Genomic DNA, 25,476 nt, shown 5'->3' with positions numbered 1-25,476 from the left:
GCGAAGATCACCCCGGAGCCGCCGGAGGAACGGGAGCCCCGCGCTCCCCAGTAGAACCGGCACCGGCGTAACGAAGAGGGACCCGCCCGCCGACCGCCCAGCGGATCGGCCGCGGTTCCAAGGAGGGTGGTACCGCGGGGCTTGAGCCTCGTCCCTCCGTCAGGCACACCCCTGATGGAAAGGTACGACGGTGGCCAACGACCCCCGGCCCGAATCCCGCGCGCTGCCCCAACTGCCCGCGCAGATCGATCTACCCGCGACGGAGCGCGAGATCCTCGGCCGCTGGTCGAAGGAGAACGTCTTCCAGCGCTCGCTCGACCAGACCCGCGGCGGCCCCAACTGGGTCTTCTACGAAGGGCCGCCCACCGCCAACGGCCAGCCCGGCGTGCACCACGTCGAGGCCCGTGCGTTCAAGGACGTCTTCCCTCGCTTCCGCACCATGCGCGGCTACCACGTCGACCGCAAGGCCGGGTGGGACTGCCACGGCCTGCCCGTCGAGGTCGCCGTGGAGAAGGAACTGGGCCTGTCCGGCAAGAAGGACATCGAGAGCTTCGGCATCGCCGAGTTCAACGACCGCTGCCGCGAGTCCGTCCTGCGCAACGTGGACGCCTTCACCGCCATGACCGAGCGCATGGGCTACTGGGTGAACATGGACGACGCCTACCGCACCATGGACCCCCAGTACGTGGAGTCCGTGTGGTGGGCGCTCAAGCAGATCTGGGAGAAGGGGCTCCTGGTCCGCGACTACCGGATCAGCCCCTACTGCCCCCGGTGCGGCACGACGCTGTCCGACCACGAGCTCGCCCAGGGCTACGAGACGGTCACCGACCCGTCCGTCTACGTGCGCTTCCCGGTGACCTCCGGTCCGCTGGCCACGCCCGAGCACCCGACCTCGCTCCTGGTGTGGACCACGACCCCGTGGACGCTGGTCTCCAACACGGCCGTCGCCGTGCACCCGGACGTGTCGTACGTGGTGGCCACGGACGGCACCGAGCGCCTGGTGGTGGCCGAGCCCCTGTTCGAGAAGGTCCTGGGCGAGGGCTGGGAGCTGACCGGCGAGCGGTTCGAGGGTGACGAGATGGAGCGCTGGACCTACCAGCGCCCCTTCGACCTCGTCCCCTTCGACGAGCCCGCGCACTTCGTCCTGCTCGCCGACTACGTCACCGTCGAGGACGGTACCGGCCTGGTCCACCAGGCCCCCGCCTTCGGTGCGGACGACATGACCACCTGCCGCGCCTACGGCCTGCCGGTGGTCAATCCGGTGCGCCCCGACGGCACGTTCGAGGGCGACCTGGGGCTGGTGGGCGGGACCTTCTTCAAGGAGGCCGACAAGACCCTGGTCCGCGACCTCAAGGACCGCGGCCTGATGTTCCGCCACCAGCAGTACGAGCACTCCTACCCGCACTGCTGGCGCTGCCACACCGCGCTGCTGTACTACGCGGTCCCGTCCTGGTACATCCGCACGACGGCGGTCAAGGACGAGCTCATCGCCCAGAACGACGTCACCAACTGGGTTCCGGAGAACGTCAAGGAGGGCCGCTTCGGCGAGTGGCTGCGGGGCAACGTCGACTGGGCGCTCTCCCGGAACCGCTACTGGGGCACGCCGCTGCCGATCTGGGAGTTCCCCGACGGACGCCAGATCTGCGTCGGTTCCCTGGAGGAGCTGAGCCGGCTCAGCGGGCAGGACCTGTCCAACCTCGACCCGCACCGCCCCTACGTCGACGACGTCGTCATCCCCGACCCCGACGCCGACCCCTCGCTGCCCGAGGAGGAGCGGGTGGCGCGCCGTGTGCCGGAGGTCATCGACGCGTGGTTCGACTCCGGGTCGATGCCGTTCGCCCAGTGGGGCGCGCCGCACCGGGACGCCGACACCTTCCAGGAGAACTTCCCGGCGCAGTACATCTCCGAGGCGATCGACCAGACGCGCGGGTGGTTCTACTCGCTGCTGGCCGTGAGCACCCTGGTCTTTGGCCGCAACTCCTTCGAGAACGTGGTCGTGCTCGGCCACATCCTCGCCGAGGACGGCCGCAAGATGAGCAAGCACCTGGGCAACGTCATGGAGCCCATCCCGGTGATGGACCGGCACGGCGCCGACGCGCTGCGCTGGTTCATGCTCGCCAGCGGCTCCCCGTGGACGGCCCGGCGGGTCGGTCACGCCGCCCTGGAGGAGATCGTCCGCAAGGTCCTGCTGACCTACTACAGCACGGTCTCCTTCTTCACCCTGTACGCGAACGCCGGTGAGGGCTGGGACCACGCCAAGCTGGCGCAGGCGCCCGCTCCGAAGGACCGTCCGCTGCTGGACCGCTGGCTGCTGTCGGAGCTCAACGAGGTCGTCCGCGACGTCACCGAGGCGATGGACTCCTTCGACACCACCACGGCCGGGCGGCGCCTGACCGCGTTCGTCGACGACGTGTCCAACTGGTACGTGCGCCGCTCCCGCCGCCGGTTCTGGGGCGGGGCGAACACCCCGGAGGGCGCGTCCGCGTTCGCGACGCTGTTCGAGGCGCTGGAGACGGTGACCCTGCTGATGGCGCCGATCGTGCCGTTCCTGACCGACCACGTGTGGTCGGCGCTGCGCCGACCGGACTCCCCCGACTCGGTGCACCTGGCGTCGTGGCCGACGGTGGACGAGGACCTGATCGACACCGGGCTGTCCGAGCAGATGGGGCTCACCCGCCGTCTCGTCGAACTGGGCCGGTCGGCCCGCGTCGACTCGGCGGTGCGCACCCGCCAGCCGCTGGCCCGTGCCCTGGTGGGCGCGCCCGGGTTCGCGGAACTGCCGGTCCAGCTGCGCGACCAGGTCGCCGACGAGCTCAACGTCGAGCGGCTGGACGCGCTGTCCTCCGTGGGCGGCGACCTGGTGGACTACGTCGTCAAGCCGAACTTCCGAGCCCTGGGCAAGCGGTTCGCCAAGCGCACCCCGCTGGTGGCCAAGGCGATCCAGGCGGCCGATCCGGCCGAGCTGGTCGCCCGGGTCCGCGACACCGGTTGGGCGCAGGTGCGCGTCGAGGACGAACCCGTCGACGTCAGCGCCGACGAGCTGCTGGTCACCGAGCAGCCCCGGGAGGGCTGGACGGTGGCCTCCGAGTCCGGGGAGACCGTCGCCCTGGACCTGGAGCTCACTCCCGAGCTGCGCCGCGCCGGCCTGGCCCGGGAGATGGTCCGGATGCTCCAGGACGCCCGCAAGCGCAGCGGTTTGGAGGTCTCCGACCGGATCCACGTGTGGTGGTCGGCGTCGCAGGAGAGCACCGAACAGGCTCTGGTCGAGCACGGGGACGCGATCGCCGGGGAGGTCCTGGCGGACGCCTTCGTCGCCGGTGAGTCGGGTGAGGACCTGTTCACCGCCTCGTCCGAGGAGTTCGGTGTGACCTTCGGGTTCCGCCGGGTCTGACGGTCGGGCTCCGACTGACCGTGAAGGCGGACGGGCGCCGCTCCGGAGGGTGGAGCGGCGCCCGTCGTGCGTTCGGGTCCGTGTCAGTGGACTCGGTCGGGCTCCTCGTCCTCGGTGGCGGAGGCACGGTCCTCCGCGGGCGTGGTGGGGGCGGTGTCGGTGTCGTCCTCGACCGTGTCCGCCGGGGTCTGCGGCTCCGGCTCGTGGCTTTCGGCCCCGGCCTCCCCGTCGGCGGCGTCCTCGTCCGGTTCGGCGCGGGCCTCCTCGCGCTCCCCGGCGTCGTTCGGTGAGGGCTCGTCGTCGGCTTCGGTCACCTCGTGGGCGGTCGGCGCGGCGATCTCCGCCGCATCGGATGCGGCGGGCACCGTATCGGTCGCCGCGGGGGCCGGTGCGGCCGCGTCGACCGTGTCCTGAAGGCTCGGGATCCGGTAGCTGAAGGGGGTGGCGGGAGTATCGTCCCCGTCAGGAATGGTCTCGGAGGCGGGGGTGTCCCGCTCGGTGGGGGATTCGGGGGGCGTCCCGTCGTCGTGCGCGGGGGCCGGTTCGTCCGCGGCCTCCCGGGCGGACACCGTGTCCGGTGTGTCCGCGGGGCTCGTCTCCTCCTCCGCGATCCGCTCGCGGGAGTCTTCGGGGGCGGGAGGCCCGGTGTCCGGTTTCGGCCACGCGGCCGCCACGGGCGTCTCTCCACCGGGAGGACCGGGCTCCGGCTCGCCGGGCTCCTCGACGACCCGTGTGTCCTGGAGGCGTGGCTCCTGGGCCGTGGTGACCTCCCGCACCGGTTCCGGCACCGGTGCGGGTACACGCCCTGGGTCCTCCGGCCGTTCGTGGGGAACCGGGGGTGTCACGGGGACGGACGCCTTCCCCAAACCGTCCGTCCCGGAACGTTCCCGCTGCGATCCTCCCCCGCTGAACCGGCCCTGGATCATCGCCCCCACCAGGAGGAGGGCGCTGACCGCGCCGAGTCCGAGTGCGACGTACACCAAGGTGGTCTCGGCGAACAGCAGGGCAGCCGCGATGACGGCGATGGCCGCCAGCACCGCCACGGTTGCGATGACGCTAAGGATCACGGGTCGACCAGGGCCTTTACACGCGTTGAGCCGGAGTCTTCAGTTGTTCGGAACCGCACACCGCCGAGCTCAGCGGCGCTCGTGCGGAGCCTCACCCGGGTGGAAACCACCGTGCGGGGCGGGCTCGGGCTGCCCGAACGGGTTGCCCGCGGGGCCGTGCTGCTGGAGCGACGGAGCCCCTCCGGACTGGGGAGCCATCGTCTGGAAGCCACCCGTGGTGTTCGGGTTGGGCTCACCGGACTTGCCCTCCTCGTTGAGCTCGCGCAGCTGCCGCTCGAAGTAGTCCTTCAGGCGGCTGCGGTACTCGCGCTCGAAGTCCTTGAGGACGTTGACCTTGTGCTCCAGCTCCTCGCGCTGCTGCACGAGGCTGCCCATGACCTGACGGTGGCGCTCCTGGGCGTCGCGGTCCAGGTTCTCGGAGCGGGCGCGGGCCTCACCGATGATCTGGTCGGCCTGACGGCGCGCCTTGCCGAGGATGTCCTCGGACTCGTGGCGGGCGCGGCCCAGCGTCTCGTCGGCCTCGCGGCGGGCGTCGGAGATCGCCTGGTCGGCGGTCTGCTGGGCGAGCGCCAGGACACGGGCGGCCGTGTCCATGTTCTCCTCGCCGCCCATGGCCAGGTTCGCACCGGTCATCGACATCTGGGCGGGCTGGGCGGGAGGCTGGGGAGCCTCGACGGCCTGCGGCGGCTGGACGGGCTCCGGGCGCATCTGCTCGACGTGCTGCTGGGGCTCGGGAGCGGCCTCCTGCTGCTGGAAGTCCTGCATGCCGGCGTTGGGGACCTTGCCGCGCAGACACTCGGCGAGCTTGCCGCGCAGTTCCTCGTTCTCCTGGATCAGCCGGTCCAGCTCGGACTCGACCTCGTCGAGAAAGGCATCGACCTCTTCTTCGTCGTATCCCGGTCGGAGCCGGGTGGTACTGAACTGCTTGTTCCGCACGTCCGCGGGTGTCAGCGGCATCTTCGTCTCCTTGGCGCGCTTGGGAGTCTGTCCGTAGGGACGCTACCTGATCGTGACCTTACGGCAATCCAGATCATGACCAAGACCACATAACGGAATCAGGGGTATCTCGTTGCCCTGTGTATCCCTACGCGACCGTAGCTGCGAGGCCCCCGAGTACGTTCATCAGCAGCCACACGGCGATGAACAGGATCAACACACTCAGGTCGAGTGCGATGCTCCCCAGTCGCACCGGCTTGATGAACCGACGCAGGAACCTCAGTGGTGGGTCGGTGATCGTGTACACGATCTCAGCGAGCACGAGCACGAACCCCGTGGGACGCCATGTCCTGGAGAAGGACTGCACCATCTCCAGGACCACTCTCGCGATCAGCACGAAAAGGAAGATCTGGAGCGCGATGAGCAGCACTGACAGGACGATACTCACGGTCGTTCCCCGACCCAATCTTTGGACAGGTGTGATGGTCTAGCTCTGATTGAAGAACCCTCGCTCAGCAATCCGCGCCTTGTCTTCGGCGGTCACCTCGACGTTCGCCGGAGAGAGCAGGAACACCTTGTTGGTGACCCTCTCGATACTGCCATGGAGACCGAAGATCAGACCAGCCGCGAAGTCGACGAGACGCTTGGCGTCACTGTCGACCATCTCGGTCAGGTTCATGATCACCGGTGTACCCTCCCGGAAGTGTTCTCCGATGGTACGCGCCTCGTTGTAGGTGCGGGGGTGGAGCGTGGTGATCCGCGCGAGGTCGGCGGTGGAGGCCACCGTGGTCGAGCCACCGCGCCGGTCGCCCGAACCCAGGTAGTCGTCGGTGTCCGTCACTGAGTCGCCCCGTGCTTCCTCGCCTCGCGGAGCGTCGGCGTCGCCGTCCCGCCCCTCATCCGACCCCTCGTCGAATTCGTCGAACTCATCATATTCGTCCGCATAGCGGTGATCGTAACGGTCGTCCTCCACGAGGCCGAGGTAGACCGCCATCTTGCGCATCGCGCCGGCCATCCCATGCCCTCCGTCGTCCCCGCGGCCTTCACCGCAGCCAGCTCCTCCATCTTCACCCGTCCCTCACCACCCTCGCGGGGCGGAGCGCCCATTGGGGCGAACTCCACAGACGGGCCCCAAGGTCTATGTGGGGACATTACCCCACGATCGGCGCCCGGTCGCCGAGCAACGCCGTGCCGAGTCGCAGGTGTGTCGAACCGTGCGCGACGGCCGCCTCCAGGTCACCGCTCATCCCCGCCGAGATCGCCGCGGCCCCCGGGTAGCGGTCGCGGACACGGTCGGCGACCGCCCGCAATCGGGCGAAGGCGGCGTGGGCGTCACCCTCGCGCGGAGCCACCGCCATGACACCCCCGAGGGTGAGCGCCTCGTGCTCGTCGATCCGCTCGGCCAGGTCGAGTGCGTCCCGTGGGTCGACTCCGCCGCGCGGTCCGATCACGCCCGCTTGGGAGTCGGAGTCGAGGTTGACCTGGATCAGACAGGTCAGATGCCGTCCGGCGGCCGCGGCGCGCTCGCCCAGGGCCCGGGCCAGACGAGCCCGGTCCACCGAGTGGACGACGTCGGCGTAACCGGCCACCGAGCGGGCCTTGTTGGTCTGCAACTGGCCGACGAAGTGCCAGGTCAGATCCAGGTCGGCGGTCTCGGCGGCCTTCGGCGCGGCCTCCTGGTCGCGATTCTCCCCGACGTCGGTGACGCCGAGGGAGGCGAGGACGCGCACATCGCTGGCCGGGTAGGTCTTGGTGACGGCGACCAGCGACACCTCGGCGGGGTCACGGTCGGCCTTGGCGCAGGCGGCGTCGATCCTGGCCCGTACGGCGTCGAGGTTCGCGCGGACCTGGGCTACGCGCGCGGGGTCGGGGTGTGACACTGTTTCCCTTCTGTTCCCCGCAGGACCGGGGTGAATCGAGTCATTCGAGGTGGCCCGTGGTGGTGACGGGCCCACCCACCATCGCAGACACAGAGTACGACCTGGCGTCCCGTCTCCCGGGGTGGGGAACGGTACCGGGTGACCCGGTCCGGGGCTCAGACCCGCCAGAGGAACGAGGCGAACCGTCCGGTCGGGGCGTCGCGGCGGTGGGAGAAGAGTTCGGGGCTCTCCAGGGTGCAGCGGCCGTCGGCGGTGATGTCGGTGACCCCGGCGCGGCGCAGTTGGGCGGTGACGGCGGCGAGCATGTCCACACCGGCCGTGCCCTGGCGGGTCGCACAGGCGGCCTCGGGCGTGTTCCGGGCGGTCTCGTCCCGTACGTGCTCGGGCACCTCGTAGCACTTGCCGCAGATGGCGGGGCCGAGGAAGACGGTGATCCGGTCGGTGTCGGCGCCCTGGGCGACCATGGTCTCCACCAGGTTGGCGGCCACACCCTCCGCCGTCCCCAGGCGGCCGGAGTGGGCCGCGCCCAGCACTCCGGCCTCGGCGTCGGCGGCCAGGACGGGCAGGCAGTCGGCGGCCATCGAGGCCAGGACCAGGTCGGAACGGGTGGTGACCACCCCGTCGCAGGTGCCCACCTCCCCCGGTCCGGCGGCCACGAGGACGTCGGCGCTGTGCACCTGGTTCATCCACACGACACGGTCCACGTCGAAGCCGAGGTTCCGAGCCGCGGTCTCCCGGTTGGCCGAAACCGCCTCGCGCGCGTCCCCCGTGCCGAGTCCGAGGTTGAGGGAGTCGTAGGGCGGCGCGCTCACACCGCCGCTCCGCTCGGTGACGGCCGCGCGTACGCCGCGGCCCAGGTCGATGACGTTGCCCATCCGGCCCTCCCCTAGCCCGGAGGCCGCTTCGTGGGGGGACCCCCTCAACGGACGCCTCCGGCGCAGTTCTACCTTTTCGCCGCCCACCACCGCCCAGGGAGCGGCTTCGCGGAACGGTGGTCTGTCCTCGGGCCCGCACGGGGAGGCACGGCCGTGTGAACGACATCCCCGGGGGCGACGACGGCCCCGCCACGGAAGGCGGGGCCGTCGGCACTCAGATGCTACCGGGGTTGGATCCCGTTACTTCAGGAACTCCGGGATGTCCAGGTCGTCGGGGTCGTCGAAGATGACACGGCGCCGGGGTGTGGGAACCTCGCCGCGCCGCTCGGCGGTGGAGTCGGTGACGGCGTGGATGGGACCGTTGCGCCCCTCCCGCGCAGCGGGTTCCTCCGTCTCCCGCTCGACCGGCCGCTCCTGAGCGGGCGCCGCCTCGGCGGCGGGCTCGGCGTGGCTCTCCGGGAAGGAGGTCGGGGCGTGCGACGGCGTCTCCGCGGGCGGCTCCGATTCGGTCGGCGCCGACGGAGTCGACGGCGTGGCCGGGGTGGTCGGCGCGAAGGAGGCGGTCGGGACGGCCGGCGTCGGCCGCTCCGGCTCCACCTGCTGGTACTGGACCGGCTGGGCCTGCGGGCGCGCGGGCTCCGGGGCGCTGGTCGGTTCCGGTCGCGTCGGAGCGGTCCACGGCACGGTGCCGGCCGTCGCCCCACCCGTGTCCGCCACGGACGACGCCCGCTCCTTCGGCGCCTCCGGTGCGGTCTCGGTGATCGCCTTGGGGGCGGCGGCCTCAGAAGGGTCCACGGGGCGGCGCTCCCGCACCACGGGACCGGTCACTTCGGGTTCGTCGAAGCCCGCGGCGATCACGGTGACGCGCACCTCGTCGCCGAGCGCGTCGTCGATGACGGCGCCGAAGATGATGTTGGCCTCGGGCGCGGCCGAGTTGGCCACGAGTTGGGCGGCCTCGTTGATCTCGAACAGGCCCAGGTCGGAGCCGCCCTGGATGGACAGCAGGACCCCGTGGGCCCCGTCGATGCTCGCCTCCAGGAGCGGTGACGAGATCGCCATCTCCGCCGCCGCGACCGCGCGATCGTCCCCGCGCGCCGATCCGATTCCCATGAGCGCGGAGCCGGCGCCCTGCATGACCGACTTCACGTCCGCGAAGTCCAGGTTGATCAGGCCGGGGGTGGTGATGAGGTCGGTGATGCCCTGAACACCCGAGAGCAGGACCTGGTCGGCCGCCTTGAAGGCGTCCAACACGCTGACCTGACGGTCGGAGATGGACAGCAGCCGGTCGTTGGGAATCACGATGAGTGTGTCGACCTCCTCACGGAGCATCGCTATTCCCGACTCGGCCTGGGTGGCCCGCCGCTTGCCCTCGAACCCGAAGGGGCGGGTGACCACACCGATGGTGAGGGCCCCGAGGGAGCGGGCGATGTTGGCGACGACGGGTGCCCCTCCGGTGCCCGTCCCACCGCCCTCGCCTGCCGTGACGAAGACCATGTCGGCCCCCTTGAGGACCTCCTCGATCTCCTCACGGTGGTCCTCGGCGGCCTTACGGCCGACGTCGGGGTTGGCTCCGGCTCCCAGACCGCGGGTGAGCTCACGACCGACGTCGAGTTTGACGTCGGCGTCACTCATCAGCAGCGCCTGGGCATCGGTATTGATGGCGATGAACTCGACGCCCTTGAGCCCCTCTTCGATCATTCGGTTGACGGCGTTGACACCGCCGCCGCCGATGCCGACGACTTTGATGACCGCGAGGTAGTTCTGCGGTGCTGCCACGACGAGGGGCCTTTCCGCTCGCATGAGCCGTCCCCTCACCGTGTCCGGGGCTCTGGCCGCCGGAGACGCCTCAGGTTCGGCATCCGGTTTACTCCATGTGCGTTTCGGGTTCCCCACACCGCGGCGTCCACGACGCCGGTGTCAAGGGACCCGGGGCCACCTGATCCCGTTCCGCATCCGGCCGACCGGCCGATGCCCTCCGCCTCGTGGACGGATGAGAACGGTTCCTGCGTACCCCGAAAAGCGTGTTTTGCTACGTTCTTGACGGTGGTTGTGCTTCCCGACAGTAAGCGGACTGCCGAGTACGGGCAACCGTGCTGGGATCAGCCTAACCGCGCATAACACGGGGAAGCGATGTGCGCACTCGGCGCGTCGCGTCTGGAATGTCCGCGCCGATCGGCAAAACGTCCCGCGGGGTGGCCCACGACACTCCTCCTGGGCGCGGTGAGCGACCCTGTCGTTCCTTTTCCTCGCACTGGGTAACGCTTCACCGAACGATGGCCAGGTCAGGAACGCTCACGTCGTAGACCAGCCCGTCCTGCGGGGGGTGCTCACGCATGAGCACGCGCAGGACGGCGCTCTTGTCGGCGGTGCCTGAGGGGTCGCCCCATTCCACGAGGGAGCCGTCACCGAGGTCGAGGGTGATCGCGTCGGTCTCGGTGGCGTCGATGAGCTGGATCTGCGCCAGGAGCGAGTCCGGTGCGCGTTCGACGATGTCCGCCGCCGCCCGGACCGCCTCGTTCCCCTCGACCTCACCGGTGACGCGCACCACCGGGTGGGTGCCCGGGCGCGTCGGCGAATCCTCGATGCGCACGCCGTCCCCGTCCACGAGGCGGTACTCGTCACCGGCCCGGACCGCCAACAGCGGTTGGCGCTCGACCACCTCCACGCGGAGGGTGGCGGGCCAGCCGCGTGTCAACGTGGCCGACTCCACCAGTTCGACGGACTCCGCCCGTTGCGCGCCGCCCTCCAGATCGACACGGATCAGCGGCGTGCCGGTGGGCACGTCGACGGCCGCCACGACCTCCTCCGCCGAGACCCTGTCCAGGCCGGTGACGGCGACGTCGCGCACCACGAGCAGCCGGGACCCGAGGAGCACCCAGGTGACCACGCAGACCAGGGCGACCACCAGCAGCGCCACGAAGGCGAGCTTCCAGGGGTCGGACTTCCTCCGCGCTCTCGTGCCCGGCTTCGAAGCAGGTTTCGAAGCCGGTTTCGTGCTGGTCTTCGTCCCGCCCTGGTCAGCGCTCACGTGTCTCCCCCTGCTTACTTTGGGCCTGCCGCTTGGCTTCGGCCCGTGTTCGGGCGCCCCGAGGGCAGGGATGCCTCATCCTCGGCCACGCCTGTCGCTCGTTGTGACCACGCAGACCAGGGCGACCACCAGCAGCGCCACGAAGGCGAGCTTCCAGGGGTCGGACTTCCTCCGCGCTCTCGTGCCCGGCTTCGAAGCAGGTTTCGAAGCCGGTTTCGTGCTGGTCTTCGTCCCGCCCTGGTCAGCGCTCACGTGTCTCCCCCTGCTTACTTTGGGCCTGCCGCTTGGCTTCGGCCCGTGTTCGGGCGCCCCGAGGGCAGGGATGCCTCATCCTCGGCCACGCCTGTCGCTCGTTCCTCGCCACGCGGCTCGCCTCGCCCGCCCGTCGCCCGGACGGCCTACCCGGCCGCGATCTCCGCGGCCTCGGCACAGGCCTCCACGATCCGCGGCCCCAGCTCGGTGACGTCACCCGCGCCCATGGTGAGCACGATGTCCCCGGGGCGGGCGAGTTCGGCCACACGGCGCACGACCTCGTCCCTTCCGGGCACGTACCACACGCGGTCGTGGTCGACCCTGGAGGTGATCAGCTCGCCGGTCACCCCGGGATCGGGGTCCTCACGGGCGGCGTAGACCTCCATGACGACGACCTCGTCGGCGAGGCTGAGCGCGGCGGCGAACTCGTCGGCGAAGAAGCGGGTGCGGCTGTACAGGTGGGGTTGGAAGAGGGCGACGACCCGGCCCTGGGGCAGTCCCCGCTCCGCCGCCTCCCCGGCCACCGACTCCAGGGCGGCCCGGGTGGCGCGCAGGTCGGCCTCGATCTCCGTGGGGTGGTGGGCGTAGCTGTCATAGACCGCCACACCGTCCGCCTCGCCCTTGAGCTCGAAGCGGCGCGCGGCACCGGCGAAGTCGGCGATACCCTCCACCGCGACGTCCAGGTCGTGGCCGAGTTCGTCGGCGACCACGAGCGCGGCGGCCGCGTTGAGCACGTTGTGCCGCCCCGGGACCGCCAGGGTGCCGTCGATGGGATCGCCGCCGGCGGTCTCGATCGTGAACTCGGTGGTGAAGCCGCGTGCGACCGTCCGGGTGATCCGGTAGTCGGCGTCGTCGGCCTCTCCGTAGGTCACGACGCGTTTGCCGCGCTCACGGGCGATCTCGGCGACCCGACGGGCGCCCGGGTCGTCAACGCCGACGATCAGGGTGCGCTCGACCCGGTCGACGAACGCGGCGAAATTGGCGTGGATCTCGTCCAGACCGCTGTAGTTGTCCAGGTGGTCGGCTTCGACGTTGGTGACCACGGCGATCTTCGGGGAGAGCATGAGGAAGGAGCCGTCGCTCTCGTCGGCCTCCACGGCGATGGCCGGGCCGATCCCCGCGTCGGCGCCCAGGCCGGTGGTGACCAGCTTGCCGCCGATCACGTAGCCGGGCTCGGCGCCCAGGTGCTGGAGCACGACGGCGACCATCGACGTGGTGGTGGTCTTGCCGTGCGTACCGGACACGGCGACGCCCTCACGGCCCAGCAGCAGCGCGCCCAGGGCGGCGGCCCTCGGCAGGATCCGCAGACCGCGTCGGCGGGCCTCGACCAGTTCGGGGTTGTCGTCGCGGATGGCGGAGGAGACCACGAGCGTCTCGGCGGCGCCCAGGTGCTCGGCCGCGTGGCCGACGTGTGTCCTCGCGCCCATCTCCTCCAGTTCGCGAAGGGTCTCACTGTCCCGGGCGTCACTGCCCGACACCTCGACCCCGGACTGGAGCAGGACACGGGCGATACCGGACATGCCCGCGCCGCCCAGGCCGATGAAGTGGGTGCGGCCGAGCTTGTCCACGGGGACCGGGTCGGTGGGAGGAACAAGACTCATCGAGCGTCCTTGCCGTCGTCGTAGAAGACCTCGTCGCCGTCGCCGTCCTCGACGGGCAGCTCCGGGGTGGGTTTGTCGCCGCGGGCGATAGCCATGACCTCGCGGGCCAACTCCATGTCGGCGTCCCTGCGGCCCATCCGTGCGGCCGCCTCGGACATGGTCACGACCCGGTCGGTGTCGGTGAGCAGGGGGATGAGCTGACCGGTGATCCACTCGACGGAGACGTCGGCGTTGTTGACCATGAGGCCGCCGCCCGCCTGCACGATCGGTTCGGCGTTCAGGGCCTGCTCACCATTGCCGATGGCCAGCGGGACGAAGGCGCCGGGCAGACCGACGGCGGTGAGTTCGGCACAGGTCATCGCACCGGAGCGGCACATCGCGATGTCGGCCGCGGCGTAGGCCATGTCCATCCGGTCCACGTAGGGGACCGCGACGTAGGGGATGCCGTCCTGGGTCAGGTCCTGGGGCTCCTCGGCGTTCTTGGGGCCGACGACGTGCAGGACCTGGACACCGCTCTGCCGGAAGTAGGGGGCGGCGGCGAAGGCGGTCTCGTTGATGCGCTGGGCGCCCTGGGAGCCGCCGAAGATCAGCAGGGTGGGCAGATCGTGGCGCAGGCCGAAGTAGGCACGGGCCTTGTCGCCCATCGCCAGCCGGTTCAGCTTGGTGATCTGCTCGCGCAGGGGGATGCCGACGAAACGGCCGTTGCGGATCTGGGTGTGCGGGTGCCCGGTGTACACGTGCGGGGTCAACCGCGCCCCCAGCCGGTTGGCCAGGCCGGGAAGCGGGTTGGCCTCGTGCACGACGATCGGGATGCGCCGCCGCCGAGCGGCCAGGTAGCCGGGTGTGGCCACGTAGCCGCCGAAACCGACGATGACGTCGGCCTGGAGCCGGTCGAGCTGCTCACCCGCGGCGCTGAGCGCGCCGGCGAGCTTGCCCGGGACCGTGAGCAGCTTGGGGGTGAGCTTGCGTGGCAGGGGAACCGCCGGGATCAGGCCGAGCTCGTAACCGCGCATGGGAACCAGTCTGGTCTCCAGCCCCCGTTCGGTGCCCAGACAGAGGATCTCCGTGCTGGGGTCGACGCGCCTGAGCGCGTCGGCAAGGGAGAGTGCGGGCTCGATATGCCCGGCCGTGCCGCCTCCGGCTAGGGCTACCCTCATCGTCGCCGATTCCTCCTTGGCCGGTCACCCGCCGGGACCGGTCCGCTCCTGTGCTTGGCCGTCGTCCTGCCACCACGGGGGCCCGCCGTCCGGGAGCCGCGCGCTGTGGTGGAGCGCCTGGGGACCGCGGCGCCACTCCGTTTGGGCACCGCGGTACCGACATTGTCCAGGCCCAGCCAGCTTAGAGCCCTTTGGGCCCCACTGGGACCCCGGGCCGCCAGGGCTTTCCTCGCTTGGGGCTCGGCCTTGGCCAGGGCGAGCAGGACACCGAGGGCCACCATGGTCGGAATGAGCGCGGAACCGCCGTAGGAGACGAGGGGCAGCGGGATCCCGGTGACGGGGACCAGGCCGATGACAGCGGCGATGTTGATCATCGCCTGGCCGAGGATCCAGGCGACGAGCGCGATGGCGGCCAGGCGCGCGAAGGGTTCATCGACCCTGCGGGCCACGCGCAGTCCGGCGTACCCCAGCACGCCGAACAGGGAAATGACCACGAGCGTGCCGATGAGGCCGAACTCCTCACCGATGATCGCGAAGATGAAGTCCGACTCGGCGAACGGCAGGAAGCCCCACTTCTCCCGACTCGCCCCGATACCGAGGCCGAACACCCCACCGGTGCCCAGCGCGTACAGCCCGTGCAGTGACTGGAAGCCGTTCCCGGTGGGGTCGGAGCCGGGGTCCAGGAAGGCGGTGACGCGGGTGATGCGGTAGGGCTCGATCGCGATGACGATCACGGCCAGTGCCGTGACCAGCCCGAACATGGCCACGAACAGCCGCCCGGGCGCACCGACCACCCACAGCAGGGAGAGGAAGACGAGCAGCAGGACGAGCGTCGTGGACAGGTCCGACCCCAGCAGCACGAGCAGCGCGAGCAGCCCGCATCCGGGCAACAGGGGGAAGAGCAGGTGCCGCCACTCGGTGAGCTCCCGCAGCTCCTCCTTGCGCGCGAGCACGTTGGCGCCCCACAGGGCGAAGGCGAGCTTGGCCGGTTCCGAGGGCTGGATGGTCAGACCACCGATCTCCAGCCACCGCATGGCGCCGTTGACCTCGGTGCCCTGGAACGTGGTGAGCAGCAGCAAGGCCACGGAGATGATCATCGCCGGGTAGCCCGCGATGCGCAGCACCCACTGCGGCAGGTGGGAGGCGAGCAGCATGAGCGGCAGGCCGATGCACGCCGACACCATCTGGCGCTGGAACATCGAGAAGGCTGAGCCGGTCTCGGTGATCGAGTTGACCATCGTCGACGACAGCACCATGACCAGGCCCAGGGCGATGAGCATCACGCCGGTGCCCAGGACCAGGTAGTAGGAGGTGAGGGGACGGTCGAGGGACCGCGCCCACTCACGCCAGAGCGCCCGTTGGCGCCCACCGGTCGCCGCGCGTCCCCTGGGCCGGGTCACCCCTGGGACCGTTGTCGTCGCCGCCATCCACACCCTCCGCACGATTCGCGCCTCAATACTGGCGTACGGGCACGTGCGAGAGCGCGGACATTTCCCGCGTGTTGGCTATCTTTGGCGCCCGGGTGAGTGGTACCGGGCACACTGGAGGCGCCCGCGCGCACATTCGTGACGCGCGGGCGTCAATCCGATACTCAGCGTCGTCGTTCGACCGCTTCGGCGAAGAATCGGCCCCGCTCGGGGTAATTGGTGAACATGTCCATGGAGGCGGCGGCTGGCGCCAGGAGCACCGTGTCGCCCTCCGCGGCCAGCTCCGCGGCGGCGGACACCACCGCGTCCATGACCGTGTGCCCCTCGGGGGCGTCCGCGGCCGGTCCCTCGACCTCCACCACCGGAACGTCGGGCGCGTGCTCGGCCAGGGCCTCGCGCAACCTGGCCCGGTCGGCGCCGATGAGCACCGCGCCGCGCAGCCGGTCCGCGGCCATGGCCACGAGATCGTCGACCTCGGCGCCCTTGAGCAGTCCGCCCGCGATCCACACCACCGAGCGGTAGGCGCTGAGCGAGGCCGCCGCGGCGTGCGGGTTGGTGGCCTTGGAGTCGTCGACGTAGTCGACACCGCCCACCGTGGCCACGTACGCGATGCGGTGCGGTTCGGGGACGAAGGCCGTCAGTCCGGCCTTCACCGACCCCGGAGCCGCACCGATCGAGCGGGCCAGCGCGGCGGCGGCCAGGGCGTTGGCCACGTTGTGCGGGGCGGCTGGACGCACGTCGGCGAGGGTGGCGAGCTCCTCGGCGCTGCTGTGCGGCTCCGCGACGAACGCCCGGTCCACCAGCAGGTCCTCGACCACGCCCAGCTCCCCCGCCTTGGGGGTTTCCAGACGCAGCCCCACCATCGGCGTGTGCGGGTCGCCGTCCTCCTCGGCCAGGCGCACCGACCAGGGGTCGGCGGTGTTGACCACGCGCACGGTGCCGCGCGCGAAGACCCGGCCCTTGGCACGGGCGTAGGCGGTGAGTCCGCCGTGCCAGTCCAGGTGGTCGGGCGCGACGTTGAGCACGGCGGCGGCGTGCGGGCGGACGGTGGAGGACCAGTGCAGCTGGAAGCTGGACAGCTCGACCGCCAGGACGTCGTGGACGTGTCCGTCGGCGTCGGGCAGGACGGCGTCGATGATCGGGGTGCCGACGTTGCCCACGGCCAGCGCGTCACGCCCGTCGGCGCGCAGCATCGCCTCCAGCATCCGGACCGTGGTGGTCTTGCCGTTGGTGCCGGTGACGGCCAGCCAGACCTGGTCGGCGGGCTTGAGCCGCCAGGCCAGCTCCACGTCGCCGACGACCTCGATCCCCGCCTCCGCGGCGCGGAGCAGCAGCGGGGAGTCGGGCCGCCACCCCGGCGAGGTGACGACCAGGTCACACCCCTCGGGCAGCGGGGTGTCCCCCAGGACGACCTCGGCGCCGGCCGCGGTCAGTTCGGCCGCCACCGGGCGGGTGGTGTCGTCGTCGCGACCGTCGACGACGACCACGCGGGCGCCGCGGGCCAGGAGCGCCCGGGCCACGGGGGGACCGGAGACGCCCAGCCCGGCGACGCAGACCGTGCGGTCGGCGAAGGCGGTCGCGGTGTCGGGGTTCTCGTGGTTCGCCATGCCTCTACCTTGGCATCCATTCCAGGTAGAACAGTCCGATGGCGATCGCCACGAACAAGCCCTGGATGATCCAGAAGCGGATCACGATGGTCGTCTCGGCCCATCCCTTGAGCTCGAAGTGGTGCTGGAGCGGGGCCATCCGGAAGACGCGTTTGCCGGTCAGGCGGAACGAGCTGATCTGGATCATCACGGACATGGTGATGATGACGAACAGACCGCCGATGAGCAGCAGCAGGAGCTGGGTGCGGGTGGTGATGGCCAGACCCACGATGAGACCGCCCAGGGCCAGGGAGCCGGTGTCGCCCATGAAGATCTTCGCGGGAGGGGCGTTGAACCACAGGAAGGCGATGCAGGAGCCGAGGACGGCGGAGGCGACCACGGCCAGGTCCAGGGGGTCGCGGACCGTGTAGCAGTTGGTGGCCAGGTAGGAGACGCAGGACTGGCGCAGCTGCCAGTTGCCGATGATGACATAGGCGACCAGTGACAGGATCGTCGCGCCGGTGGCCAGGCCGTCGAGGCCGTCGGTGAGGTTGACCGCGTTGGAGAAGCCGACGATGAGGAACAGCGCCCAGAGGATGAACAGCGGGAGCATCAGCGCGGGGCCGAAGTCGCGGAGGAAGGACAGGCTGGGGGCGGCCGGCGTGTATCCGTAGCCGTTGGGGAACTGGGTGACGCCGTAGGCGAAGCCGACGCCGACGACGGCCTGGCCGACCATCTTGGCCCCGCTGCGCAGGCCCAGACTGCGGCGCTTGTAGATCTTGATGAAGTCGTCGAGGAAACCGACGCACCCCATGCCGACGAAGAGGAACATCACCAGCAGGCCGGAGGCGGTGGGTCCGTTCGCGCCGGGCTGGACCAGCCACAGCACCAGGTGCGAGCCGAAGTAGCCCACGACCGCGCCGAGGATGATGACGATGCCGCCCATCGTGGGCGTGCCCTGCTTGGTCTTGTGGCCCTCGGGACCGTCGTCGCGGACCTCCTGGCCGAACTTGAACCGGTACAGGAGCTTGATCAGCGGCGGCATCAGCGCCATGGAGACGATGAGCGAGATCGCCGCCGCGATGGAGATGCCGATCACTGGACATCACCCTTGGTGATGAGGTCGATAACCCTTTCGAGCGCTGCCACCCGCGATCCCTTCACAATGACGACGTCTCCTGTGCGCATCCGCTCGCGCACCGCCGAGGCAGCTGCCCCGGCGTCCGGCACCCGGACGGTCTCGCCACGCCACCGCCCCTCTCTGGCGGCGCGTTCGGCGCCGACGGCGATCCCCTCGGCCTGCTCTCCGACCACGATCAGGTGGGACACACCGGTCTGGGCGGCGAACTCGCCCACTCGCTCGTGCTCCGCGTGTCCGTCCTCGCCCAGCTCGGCCATGTGGGCGAGCACGGCGATGGAACGGCGCTCGCGTGCGAGGGAGCCCAAGGTGGTCAGGACCGCGCGCATGGACTCGGGGTTGGCGTTGTAGGCGTCGTTGACGAGCGTGGCGCCGTCGTGCTCGGTGACTTCCATGCGCCACCGGCTCACCGGGGTCGCCGCTCCCAGGGCGTCGGCGACCTCCGCGATGTCCATGCCGAGTTCGTCGGCGACCGCGGCGGTCGCCAACGCGTTGTGCACCTGATGGGCGCCCACGAGCGCCAACCGCACCCGGGCCGAGTCGCCGCCCAGGTGAAGCGTGAAGGACGGGGCCCCGGTCGACTCCAGGACCACGTCGGTGGCGCGCACGTCCGCGTCCTCGGCCAGACCGTAGGTGACCACGCGCGCCTCGGTGCGTCCGGCCATCGCGCTCACCCGCGGGTCGTCGGCGTTGAGGACGGCCACGCCGCCTCCGCCGCGCTTCCGCCCGCCGGGCGGGAGCGCCTCGACGAGTTCGCCCTTGGCCCGGGCGATCGCGTCGCGGTCGCCGAACTCGCCCATGTGCGCGCTGCCGACGTTGAGGACGACACCGATGCGCGGAGGCGCGACACGGCACAGGTGGGCGATGTGCCCGATCCCTCGCGCCCCGGCCTCCAGCACGAGGTGGCGCGTGTCCGTGCCGGCCCGCAGCACCGTGAGCGGGTGGCCGATCTCGTTGTTGAACGAACCGGCGGTGGCGACCGTGGTGCCGTGTCGGGCGAGGACCTGGGCGATGAGGTCCTTGGTGGTGGTCTTACCGGAGGACCCGGTGACCCCGACGACCTCGGTGGTGTCCGCTCCCCGACGGGGATCGCCGAGCTCCCCGGCCACGTGGGCGGCCAGTCGCGTCAACGCCGCCACGACCTCGTCGTCGCCGCCGTCCACCAGCAGGTGTGGCGCGTCGACGGGGCGGGACGCCAGGACGGCCGCCGCCCCCGCCTCGACGGCGGCGGCCGCGAAGTCGTGCCCGTCCACGCGTTCGCCGGCCAGGGCGACGAAGAGCGCTCCCGGCGCGGCCTGGCGCGAGTCGATGACGACCGGGCCGTCCACGACGGTGTCGGGGCGCGCTGATCCGCCGATCGCGGTATGGGTGATCTCAGCGATCCGATCGAGCGTGAGCGCGATCAAATCCACTCCTCATGTCAGGCCCGGCTCACGGCGCCGCAGGAGCGCTTGGCCACCCGGCCGGAGTTCAGGTCAGGGGATGGCACCGCGGATGCCGTGCGCGCGACGGCGCGCGGGCCTCACCACGGGGTCGGCACGCGCCACTGCCGTGGGAGCCACCATGGGCGGCACGCTTCCGGGCTGCGATTGCCGGACCTACCTTAGAACATGTTGAGGTGTCTGAGGTCCTGTCGGGGCCCGTGTAGAGCAATATGCGCCACTTCGTGACCGTACCGCCGCACCGGGCCGTACTCGATGCGGCGCGCCCCACGGACACGCCCGGGGCGATGGCGCGGCCACGCCCCGGGCGACCCGAACGGTCACGTCCGGGCGTGTGGCGCCGTCAGCCCTCGTCAGGGGCCCGGTGGATGTCCTGGAGGGCGACCCCCAGGCGCTCGCGGGCGCTGACGCTGAGCCGCTCCTCCAACGCGGCGCGCAGGACCTCGCGGTCGTCGAAGGGCAGGACCTCTCCCTTGACGTACTGGCCGGTCTCGTGGCCCTTGCCCGCGACGACGATCACGTCCCCGGCGTCGGCCCCGGCCACGGCCAGGCGGATGGCCTCGGCCCGGTCGAGTTCGACGGTGACGCGCGCCCGGACGTCCTCGGAGACCTTGGCCACGCCCTCCAGCATCGCGGTGGCGATGGTGACGGGGTCCTCGGTGCGCGGGTTGTCGTTGGTGATGACCAGGTGGTCGGCCAGGCGCGCGGCGGCCTCGCCCATGAGCGGGCGTTTGGCGCGGTCGCGGTCGCCTCCGCAGCCGACGACCATGGTCAGCCGCCCTCGGGTGGTGGTGCGCAGGGCGGTCAGGACCGCCTCGATCGCGCCCGGCTTGTGCGAGTAGTCGACGATCGCGGTGAAGTCCTGGACCGCGCTCGGCACGTCGTGGACGACGACGGGCTCCATGCGTCCGGGCACACCGGGCGCCGCGGCCACCCCGGCGATCGCGGTCTCCAGCGGCAACCCGGCCTCGACCAGGCCGACGATGGCGGCCATGGCGTTGGACACGTTGAACGGCCCGGGCAGGGAGACGGAGGCGTTGGCCTCCATACCTCCGGGACCGACGATGCGGAAGGTGCTGCCGGTGGCGCCCAGGCGCACGTCCACGGCGCGCCAGTCGGCCGGCATGCCGCCCGCCTCGGGGGCCGCGTCGGAGAAACCGTCCACGGCGAAGGTGGTGACGGGCACGGCGCCGTCCCCCCGCACCATGTCCACGAGCGCGCGGCCGAAGCGGTCGTCGGTGTTGACGACGGCGATGTCGCAGTACTCGGGGGTGAACAGGCGCGCCTTGGTGTCGAAGTAGTCGCGCAGGTCGGCGTGGAAGTCCAGGTGGTCCTGGGAGAGGTTGGTGAAGATGGCGACGTCGTAGTGGGTGCCGCCGACCCGGCCCAGGGCGAGGGCGTGGCTGGAGACCTCCATGGCGGCGGCGGTGACGCCGCGCTCACGCATGACCGCGAACAGGCCGTGCAGGTCGGTGGCCTCGGGGGTGGTGAGGGAGGAGGCGACTCGCTCGTCACCGACCCGCATCTCGACGGTGCCGACGAGACCGGTGCTCATCCCGGCCTGGCGCAGGCCCGACTCGACCAGGTAGGTGATGGTGGTCTTGCCGCTGGTGCCCGTGGTCCCGACCAGGAGGAGGTCCCGGGCGGGATCGCCGAAGACCCATCCGGCCGCGGTGCCGAGTGCGGCCCGCGCGTCCGGGACGACGAGCACCGGCAGTCCGGTGGCCGACGCCCGCTCGGCTCCGGCGGCGTCGGTGAGGATCGCGGCGGCCCCGGCCTCGGCGACCTGCGCGGCGAAGTCGGCGCCGTGGGCGCGCGCACCGGGCAGGGCGGCGTAGAGGTCGCCGGGGTGTACCTGGCGTGAGTCGTGGGTGATGCCGCGGACGTGCACCTCCTCGCCGGGCACCTCGGCGGTGTCGTCGGCGCCGGGGTTGGGGCGCAGCAGTGTGGTGTCCGGCCCGAGCAGCGTCGCGAGGGCGGACAGCGGACGGAATTGGGTGTGTTCAGGTCGCATTACCGGTGGCACGAGTGGAGGTTAACGGCTGTGGACGACCGCTCGGTAATTTCCACGCTGCGCGCGGCGTGGTTTCCCCGCGCGGGAGTTTCCCCCAGGTTACGCGGGGTGCGCCCGGAGAGGGCGGTCCACGGCGCATCGATACGGTGGATCACACACGACTGGGAGGCAGCCCATGGTTCGGATCGCTTCGGGTGAGCGGCCGCTCGTCCTCGACGGGGGGCTCGCGACCCGTCTGGAGTCCTACGGACGGGACCTGGGCGGCGGGCTGTGGTCGGCGCGGCTGCTGGCGGAGGAGCCCGAGCTGGTGCGCCGGGTGCACGCGGACTACTTCGAGGCGGGCGCTGACGTGGCGATCGCCGCCGGTTACCAGGCGACCGTGGAGGCGTTCGTCGCGAGGGGGACCGGCCGGACGCGGGGCCGGGAGCTGGTCGTGCGATCCGTGGAGTTGGCCCGCGAGGCGCGGGACGCGTTCGGTGCGGGGCTGGTCGCGGCGGGGGTGGGGCCCTATGGCGCGGCGCGGGCGGACGGTTCGGAGTACACCGGGGACTACGACCTGGACGAGGACGGACTCGTGGCGTGGCACCGTGAGCGGTGGGAACTGCTCGCCGGAGCGGGAGCCGACCTGGTGGCGTGCGAGACGATTCCGTCACTGGACGAGGCCCGGGCCCTGGCACGACTGTTGGACGGGACGCCGGGGGTGCGCGCGTGGATGAGCTTCTCGTGCGTGGACGGGGAACACATCGGCGACGGCACGCCGCTGGCGGAGGTCGCTGCCGAACTCGCCCCGCGGCACGCCGAGGGGCGGCTGGTGGCGGTCGGGGTCAACTGCACCGCGCCCCGGTTCGTCCCGTCGCTGGTACGCGCCGTCGCGGCGGTCGGACTGCCCGCGGTGGCCTACCCCAACTCGGGTGAGGTGTGGGACGCGCGTCGACGCAGGTGGACCGGCACGAGCGACCCCGAGGAGTTCGGGGCGGCCGCCGTCACCTGGTGCGAGGCCGGCGCCGTGCTCGTGGGCGGGTGCTGCCGCACCGGACCCGAGCACGTGCGGTCGATCCGCGCCCGTGTGGACGAGCGGTTCGCCTGAGGCCTGCCTCCCGGAGGGTCACCCCAGGGGCCTTGTTCGGGCGTCGGCGGGGTTCTGCGGGACGAGGCGAGCCGCGAGCGAGGAACGAGCGGCAGGCGAGGCCGAGGACGAAGGACCCCTGCCCCGTGGGCGCCCGAACACGGGCCGAAGCGCGGCGGCGGACCCCGAGGAACACTGTCTTAGCCCGCTCGTCCTAACCCTGCTCGTCGCCGAAGAGGCGGATGGCGGGCGGCTCGGTGTCCGTGGGCGGGACGCGCATCGACCGGAGCGCGAAGGACATGATGTCGTTGAACACGGGCCCGGCCGCCTCGCCACCGTAGTAGGACTCCTGCGGGTTGTGCAGGACCACCTGGACGACCAGCTCGGGGTCGTCGGCGGGGGCGAACCCGGCGAACGTCGCGGTGTAGGCGCCGCGCTCGTAGCGGCCGGTCTCGGGGTCGATCCGGTTGGCGGTACCGGTCTTGCCCGCCACGCGGTAACCGTCGATGCGGGCCTGGGGTGCGGTGCCCTCGTCGCTGGTGACCGCTTCCAGCATGAGCGCGAGCTGCTCCGCGGTCTCCTCGCTGAGCACCCGGCGCCGCTCACCCTGTTCGGACGGGGTGAACTCGCCCTCGCTGTCCACGGTCCCGGCCACGACCCGCGGCTCGGCCCGAACCCCGCCGTTGGCGATGGTCGCGTAGACCGACGCCATCTGGGCGGCGTTCACGGACAGGCCGTGGCCGATGGACACCGACGGCAGCTGGGTGCCCCACCAGTCCTCGGGGTCGGTGAGGATGCCCGCCTCCTCGCCGGGGAGCGCGAGTCCGGTGGGCTGGCCGAGCCCGAACGTCTCCAGGTACGAGTGCAGGACCCCCGCCCCGACCTGGTCGGCGACCTTGATGGTGCCCACGTTGCTGGACTGGGCCATGATGCCGTTGACCGTGAGCCGCTGGGTGCCGCGGTTGCTGGAGTTGCGGAAGGTCTGGTCGTAGTACTGGATGGCGTAGGGCACGGTGTAGACGGTGTCGGGGGTGGTGACCCCCTCCTCCAGGGCCGCGCCCATCGTGATGACCTTGTTGGTGCTGCCCGGCTCGAAGGTGTCGTGGACCGCCCCGTTGGCCCAGTCCGCCGGGCTGGCGTCGGAGATGTCGTCCTGGGAGTAGGTGGGGTAGTCGGCCATCGCGAGGATCTCCCCGTTCGGGCGCATGACGATGGCGCTGCCGCCCTCGGCCTCCAGCTCCTCGACCCGTTCGGCCAGGACCTGGGCCGTGTACCACTGGATGTCGCGGTCCAGTGTGAGGCGCACGTCCTGGCCCGGGACGGGTTCGCGGACCAGGCCGCCGGCCATGGGGATCTGCGTGCCGTCGCTGCCCACCTCGACCTGGCGTTTGCCCTGTTCACCCGCGAGGGTGGAGTCGAGGTAGCCTTCCAGCCCCTCCAGTCCGTAGCCCTCGGATCCGACGAAGCCCACCAGGTCGGCGGCTCCGGTCTCCTCGGGGTAGACGCGCCGGTAGTCGACCTCGGCGCCGACCCCGGACAGGCCGAGGCCGCGCAGGTCCGCCCAGTCGCGGGGCAGGATGTCGGTGGCCACGACCTGGTACCGGCTGGGGCGGGCGTCCACCCGCGCGGTGACCTCGTCCTCATCCAGGTCGAACCGGGTGACGAGCTCGTCGATGAGCTGGGCCCGCTCGTCCTCCTCGACCTCCTCCGGGTCGACGAAGATCCTGCGCACCTCCACCGACAGCGCGAACGGGCTGCCGTTGACGTCGGTGATCTGGCCGCGCAACGTGGGGATGTCGATGGTCTGGAGGCGCAGGTTGGACGCCGCCTCGGCGTAGGTCTCGGCGTCCAGGCCCTGGATCTGGGTCAGCCGTCCGGCGAAGAGCAGCAGCACCACGACGATCAGCACACCGCCGAACTTGATGCGCTTGTGCGGGTCGCCCTTGTGGAAGGTACGCCTGAGCAGTGGCGGGGGCGGCGGCGCGGCGCGTCCGCGCGTGCGCTCCCGGTCACGTCCGGATCCACGGGTCGGGCGTCCCGCGGAGCGCGTGTTGGCGCTGGGACGGCTGCCGCCCGCGGGACGGCTCGACGACTTACGGGGGCGCTTGTCGGGCCGCGACCCCGAACGCCCGGTCGCCCCGGGCCGCTTCGGGTCGCGGGGGCGTCGGTCGCGCGGGAAGCTCACTCGTCGCCCCCGGTGCCGCCGAGGACCTCACCGCGGTCCCGGTCCAGGAAGCGCGGCCCCTCCTCGGGTCGCTCCATGCCCAGGTTCTCGGCCTCGTCCGCGATGCGCTGGGAGCTCTCCAGCCGCGCGATCCGGTCGCGCCACTGCTGCTGGGTATAGGCGAGTTCACGGTTCTCGGCCTGGAGCCGGGTGATGGTGAAGGCCTCCTGGGCGATGACGCTGCGCAGCACGAGGAGGCTGACCAGCGCGCCGCCGAGCAGGCAGAGGATGAGCAGGACGAACGGGATGCGCGGGGCGCGGCCCTGCCCGCCCGCGTCGCGGGCGGCACCCGTCTTGGCCGACGCCCGCGCGCCGCCGCGGGCCGACCGCGTCCGCCCGGCGCCCTCCCCGCGGTCGGGTGCGCGGCGTGTGTCCGTACTCGAACTCATCTG

At 71.3% G+C, this 25,476-nt stretch carries 19 protein-coding genes; 2 read left to right on the top strand and 17 right to left on the bottom strand.

Annotated features, from left to right (window positions below):
* The first annotated feature begins 190 nt into the window (after positions 1-190).
* Positions 191-3,391, top strand: coding sequence for an isoleucine--tRNA ligase (gene ileS / locus KIK06_RS03335; RefSeq protein ID WP_017600233.1), 3,201 nt, complete (start codon positions 191-193; stop codon positions 3,389-3,391).
* 83 nt (positions 3,392-3,474) lie between these two features.
* On the opposite strand, the gene KIK06_RS03330 is transcribed toward ileS, so the two are convergent.
* The 15 genes from KIK06_RS03330 to KIK06_RS03260 form a co-directional block, all read right to left on the bottom strand.
* Entirely contained in the window at positions 3,475-4,434 is a 960-nt protein-coding gene (locus KIK06_RS03330; protein ID WP_268641852.1) for a hypothetical protein, read from the bottom strand.
* Positions 4,435-4,527: 93 nt separating this feature from the next.
* Positions 4,528-5,415, bottom strand: a complete 888-nt coding sequence (locus tag KIK06_RS03325) for a DivIVA domain-containing protein (protein WP_017600235.1) — start codon at positions 5,413-5,415, stop codon at positions 4,528-4,530.
* A 127-nt stretch (positions 5,416-5,542) separates the two neighbouring features.
* Positions 5,543-5,842 carry a YggT family protein gene (locus KIK06_RS03320; RefSeq protein ID WP_017600236.1) on the bottom strand — a complete coding sequence of 100 codons (300 nt, stop codon included), beginning with the start codon at positions 5,840-5,842 and terminating at the stop codon, positions 5,543-5,545.
* A 39-nt stretch (positions 5,843-5,881) separates the two neighbouring features.
* Positions 5,882-6,409: a cell division protein SepF gene (locus KIK06_RS03315; RefSeq protein ID WP_017600237.1), complete on the bottom strand. Its 528-nt coding sequence runs from the start codon at positions 6,407-6,409 to the stop codon at positions 5,882-5,884.
* A 136-nt stretch (positions 6,410-6,545) separates the two neighbouring features.
* Entirely contained in the window at positions 6,546-7,274 is a 729-nt protein-coding gene (locus tag KIK06_RS03310) for a YggS family pyridoxal phosphate-dependent enzyme (protein WP_017600238.1), read from the bottom strand.
* A gap of 155 nt (positions 7,275-7,429) precedes the next feature.
* The gene (gene pgeF / locus KIK06_RS03305) at positions 7,430-8,149 is read right to left on the bottom strand and encodes a peptidoglycan editing factor PgeF (protein ID WP_268641851.1); all 720 of its coding nucleotides are present in this window, start codon (positions 8,147-8,149) and stop codon (positions 7,430-7,432) included.
* A gap of 240 nt (positions 8,150-8,389) precedes the next feature.
* Positions 8,390-9,925 (bottom strand): cell division protein FtsZ, encoded by a 1,536-nt coding sequence (gene ftsZ / locus KIK06_RS03300; RefSeq protein ID WP_268641850.1) that lies wholly within the window; start codon positions 9,923-9,925, stop codon positions 8,390-8,392.
* A gap of 487 nt (positions 9,926-10,412) precedes the next feature.
* A complete protein-coding gene (locus KIK06_RS03295) occupies positions 10,413-11,177 on the bottom strand; it encodes a cell division protein FtsQ/DivIB (RefSeq protein ID WP_268641849.1) in 765 nt (254 codons plus the stop codon).
* Between the two features lie 398 nt (positions 11,178-11,575).
* Complete coding sequence (murC, locus tag KIK06_RS03290; RefSeq protein WP_268641848.1) at positions 11,576-13,030, bottom strand: UDP-N-acetylmuramate--L-alanine ligase; 1,455 nt, start codon at positions 13,028-13,030, stop codon at positions 11,576-11,578.
* Positions 13,027-14,187 carry an undecaprenyldiphospho-muramoylpentapeptide beta-N-acetylglucosaminyltransferase gene (gene murG / locus KIK06_RS03285; RefSeq protein ID WP_268641847.1) on the bottom strand — a complete coding sequence of 387 codons (1,161 nt, stop codon included), beginning with the start codon at positions 14,185-14,187 and terminating at the stop codon, positions 13,027-13,029. The genes murC and murG overlap by 4 nt, the downstream gene beginning before the upstream one ends.
* Complete coding sequence (ftsW, locus tag KIK06_RS03280; protein WP_268641845.1) at positions 14,184-15,614, bottom strand: putative lipid II flippase FtsW; 1,431 nt, start codon at positions 15,612-15,614, stop codon at positions 14,184-14,186. Before ftsW ends, murG begins: the two co-directional genes overlap by 4 nt.
* A gap of 164 nt (positions 15,615-15,778) precedes the next feature.
* The gene (gene murD / locus KIK06_RS03275; protein ID WP_268641843.1) at positions 15,779-17,221 is read right to left on the bottom strand and encodes a UDP-N-acetylmuramoyl-L-alanine--D-glutamate ligase; all 1,443 of its coding nucleotides are present in this window, start codon (positions 17,219-17,221) and stop codon (positions 15,779-15,781) included.
* A 4-nt stretch (positions 17,222-17,225) separates the two neighbouring features.
* Complete coding sequence (gene mraY, locus KIK06_RS03270; protein ID WP_268641842.1) at positions 17,226-18,299, bottom strand: phospho-N-acetylmuramoyl-pentapeptide-transferase; 1,074 nt, start codon at positions 18,297-18,299, stop codon at positions 17,226-17,228.
* Entirely contained in the window at positions 18,296-19,744 is a 1,449-nt protein-coding gene (locus KIK06_RS03265; protein WP_268641841.1) for a UDP-N-acetylmuramoyl-tripeptide--D-alanyl-D-alanine ligase, read from the bottom strand. The genes mraY and KIK06_RS03265 overlap by 4 nt, the downstream gene beginning before the upstream one ends.
* Positions 19,745-20,123: 379 nt before the next feature.
* Positions 20,124-21,794 carry a UDP-N-acetylmuramoyl-L-alanyl-D-glutamate--2,6-diaminopimelate ligase gene (locus tag KIK06_RS03260; protein WP_017600249.1) on the bottom strand — a complete coding sequence of 557 codons (1,671 nt, stop codon included), beginning with the start codon at positions 21,792-21,794 and terminating at the stop codon, positions 20,124-20,126.
* Positions 21,795-21,969: 175 nt separating this feature from the next.
* Here KIK06_RS03260 and mmuM point away from each other — a divergent pair, with 175 nt between their 5' ends.
* Entirely contained in the window at positions 21,970-22,881 is a 912-nt protein-coding gene (gene mmuM, locus KIK06_RS03255; RefSeq protein ID WP_268641840.1) for a homocysteine S-methyltransferase, read from the top strand.
* A gap of 193 nt (positions 22,882-23,074) precedes the next feature.
* Here mmuM and KIK06_RS03250 read toward each other — a convergent pair whose 3' ends face one another.
* The gene (locus tag KIK06_RS03250; protein ID WP_268641839.1) at positions 23,075-25,045 is read right to left on the bottom strand and encodes a peptidoglycan D,D-transpeptidase FtsI family protein; all 1,971 of its coding nucleotides are present in this window, start codon (positions 25,043-25,045) and stop codon (positions 23,075-23,077) included.
* Positions 25,042-25,473: a hypothetical protein gene (locus KIK06_RS03245; RefSeq protein ID WP_017600252.1), complete on the bottom strand. Its 432-nt coding sequence runs from the start codon at positions 25,471-25,473 to the stop codon at positions 25,042-25,044. The genes KIK06_RS03250 and KIK06_RS03245 overlap by 4 nt, the downstream gene beginning before the upstream one ends.
* Positions 25,474-25,476 lie beyond the last annotated feature (3 nt).

Source organism: Nocardiopsis sp. EMB25 (assembly GCF_026797795.1).
In the GTDB taxonomy this organism is placed as follows: domain Bacteria; phylum Actinomycetota; class Actinomycetes; order Streptosporangiales; family Streptosporangiaceae; genus Nocardiopsis; species Nocardiopsis lucentensis.
Note: the sequence above shows the minus strand (reverse complement) of the source record. Positions and strands in the feature narration are given on the sequence as shown.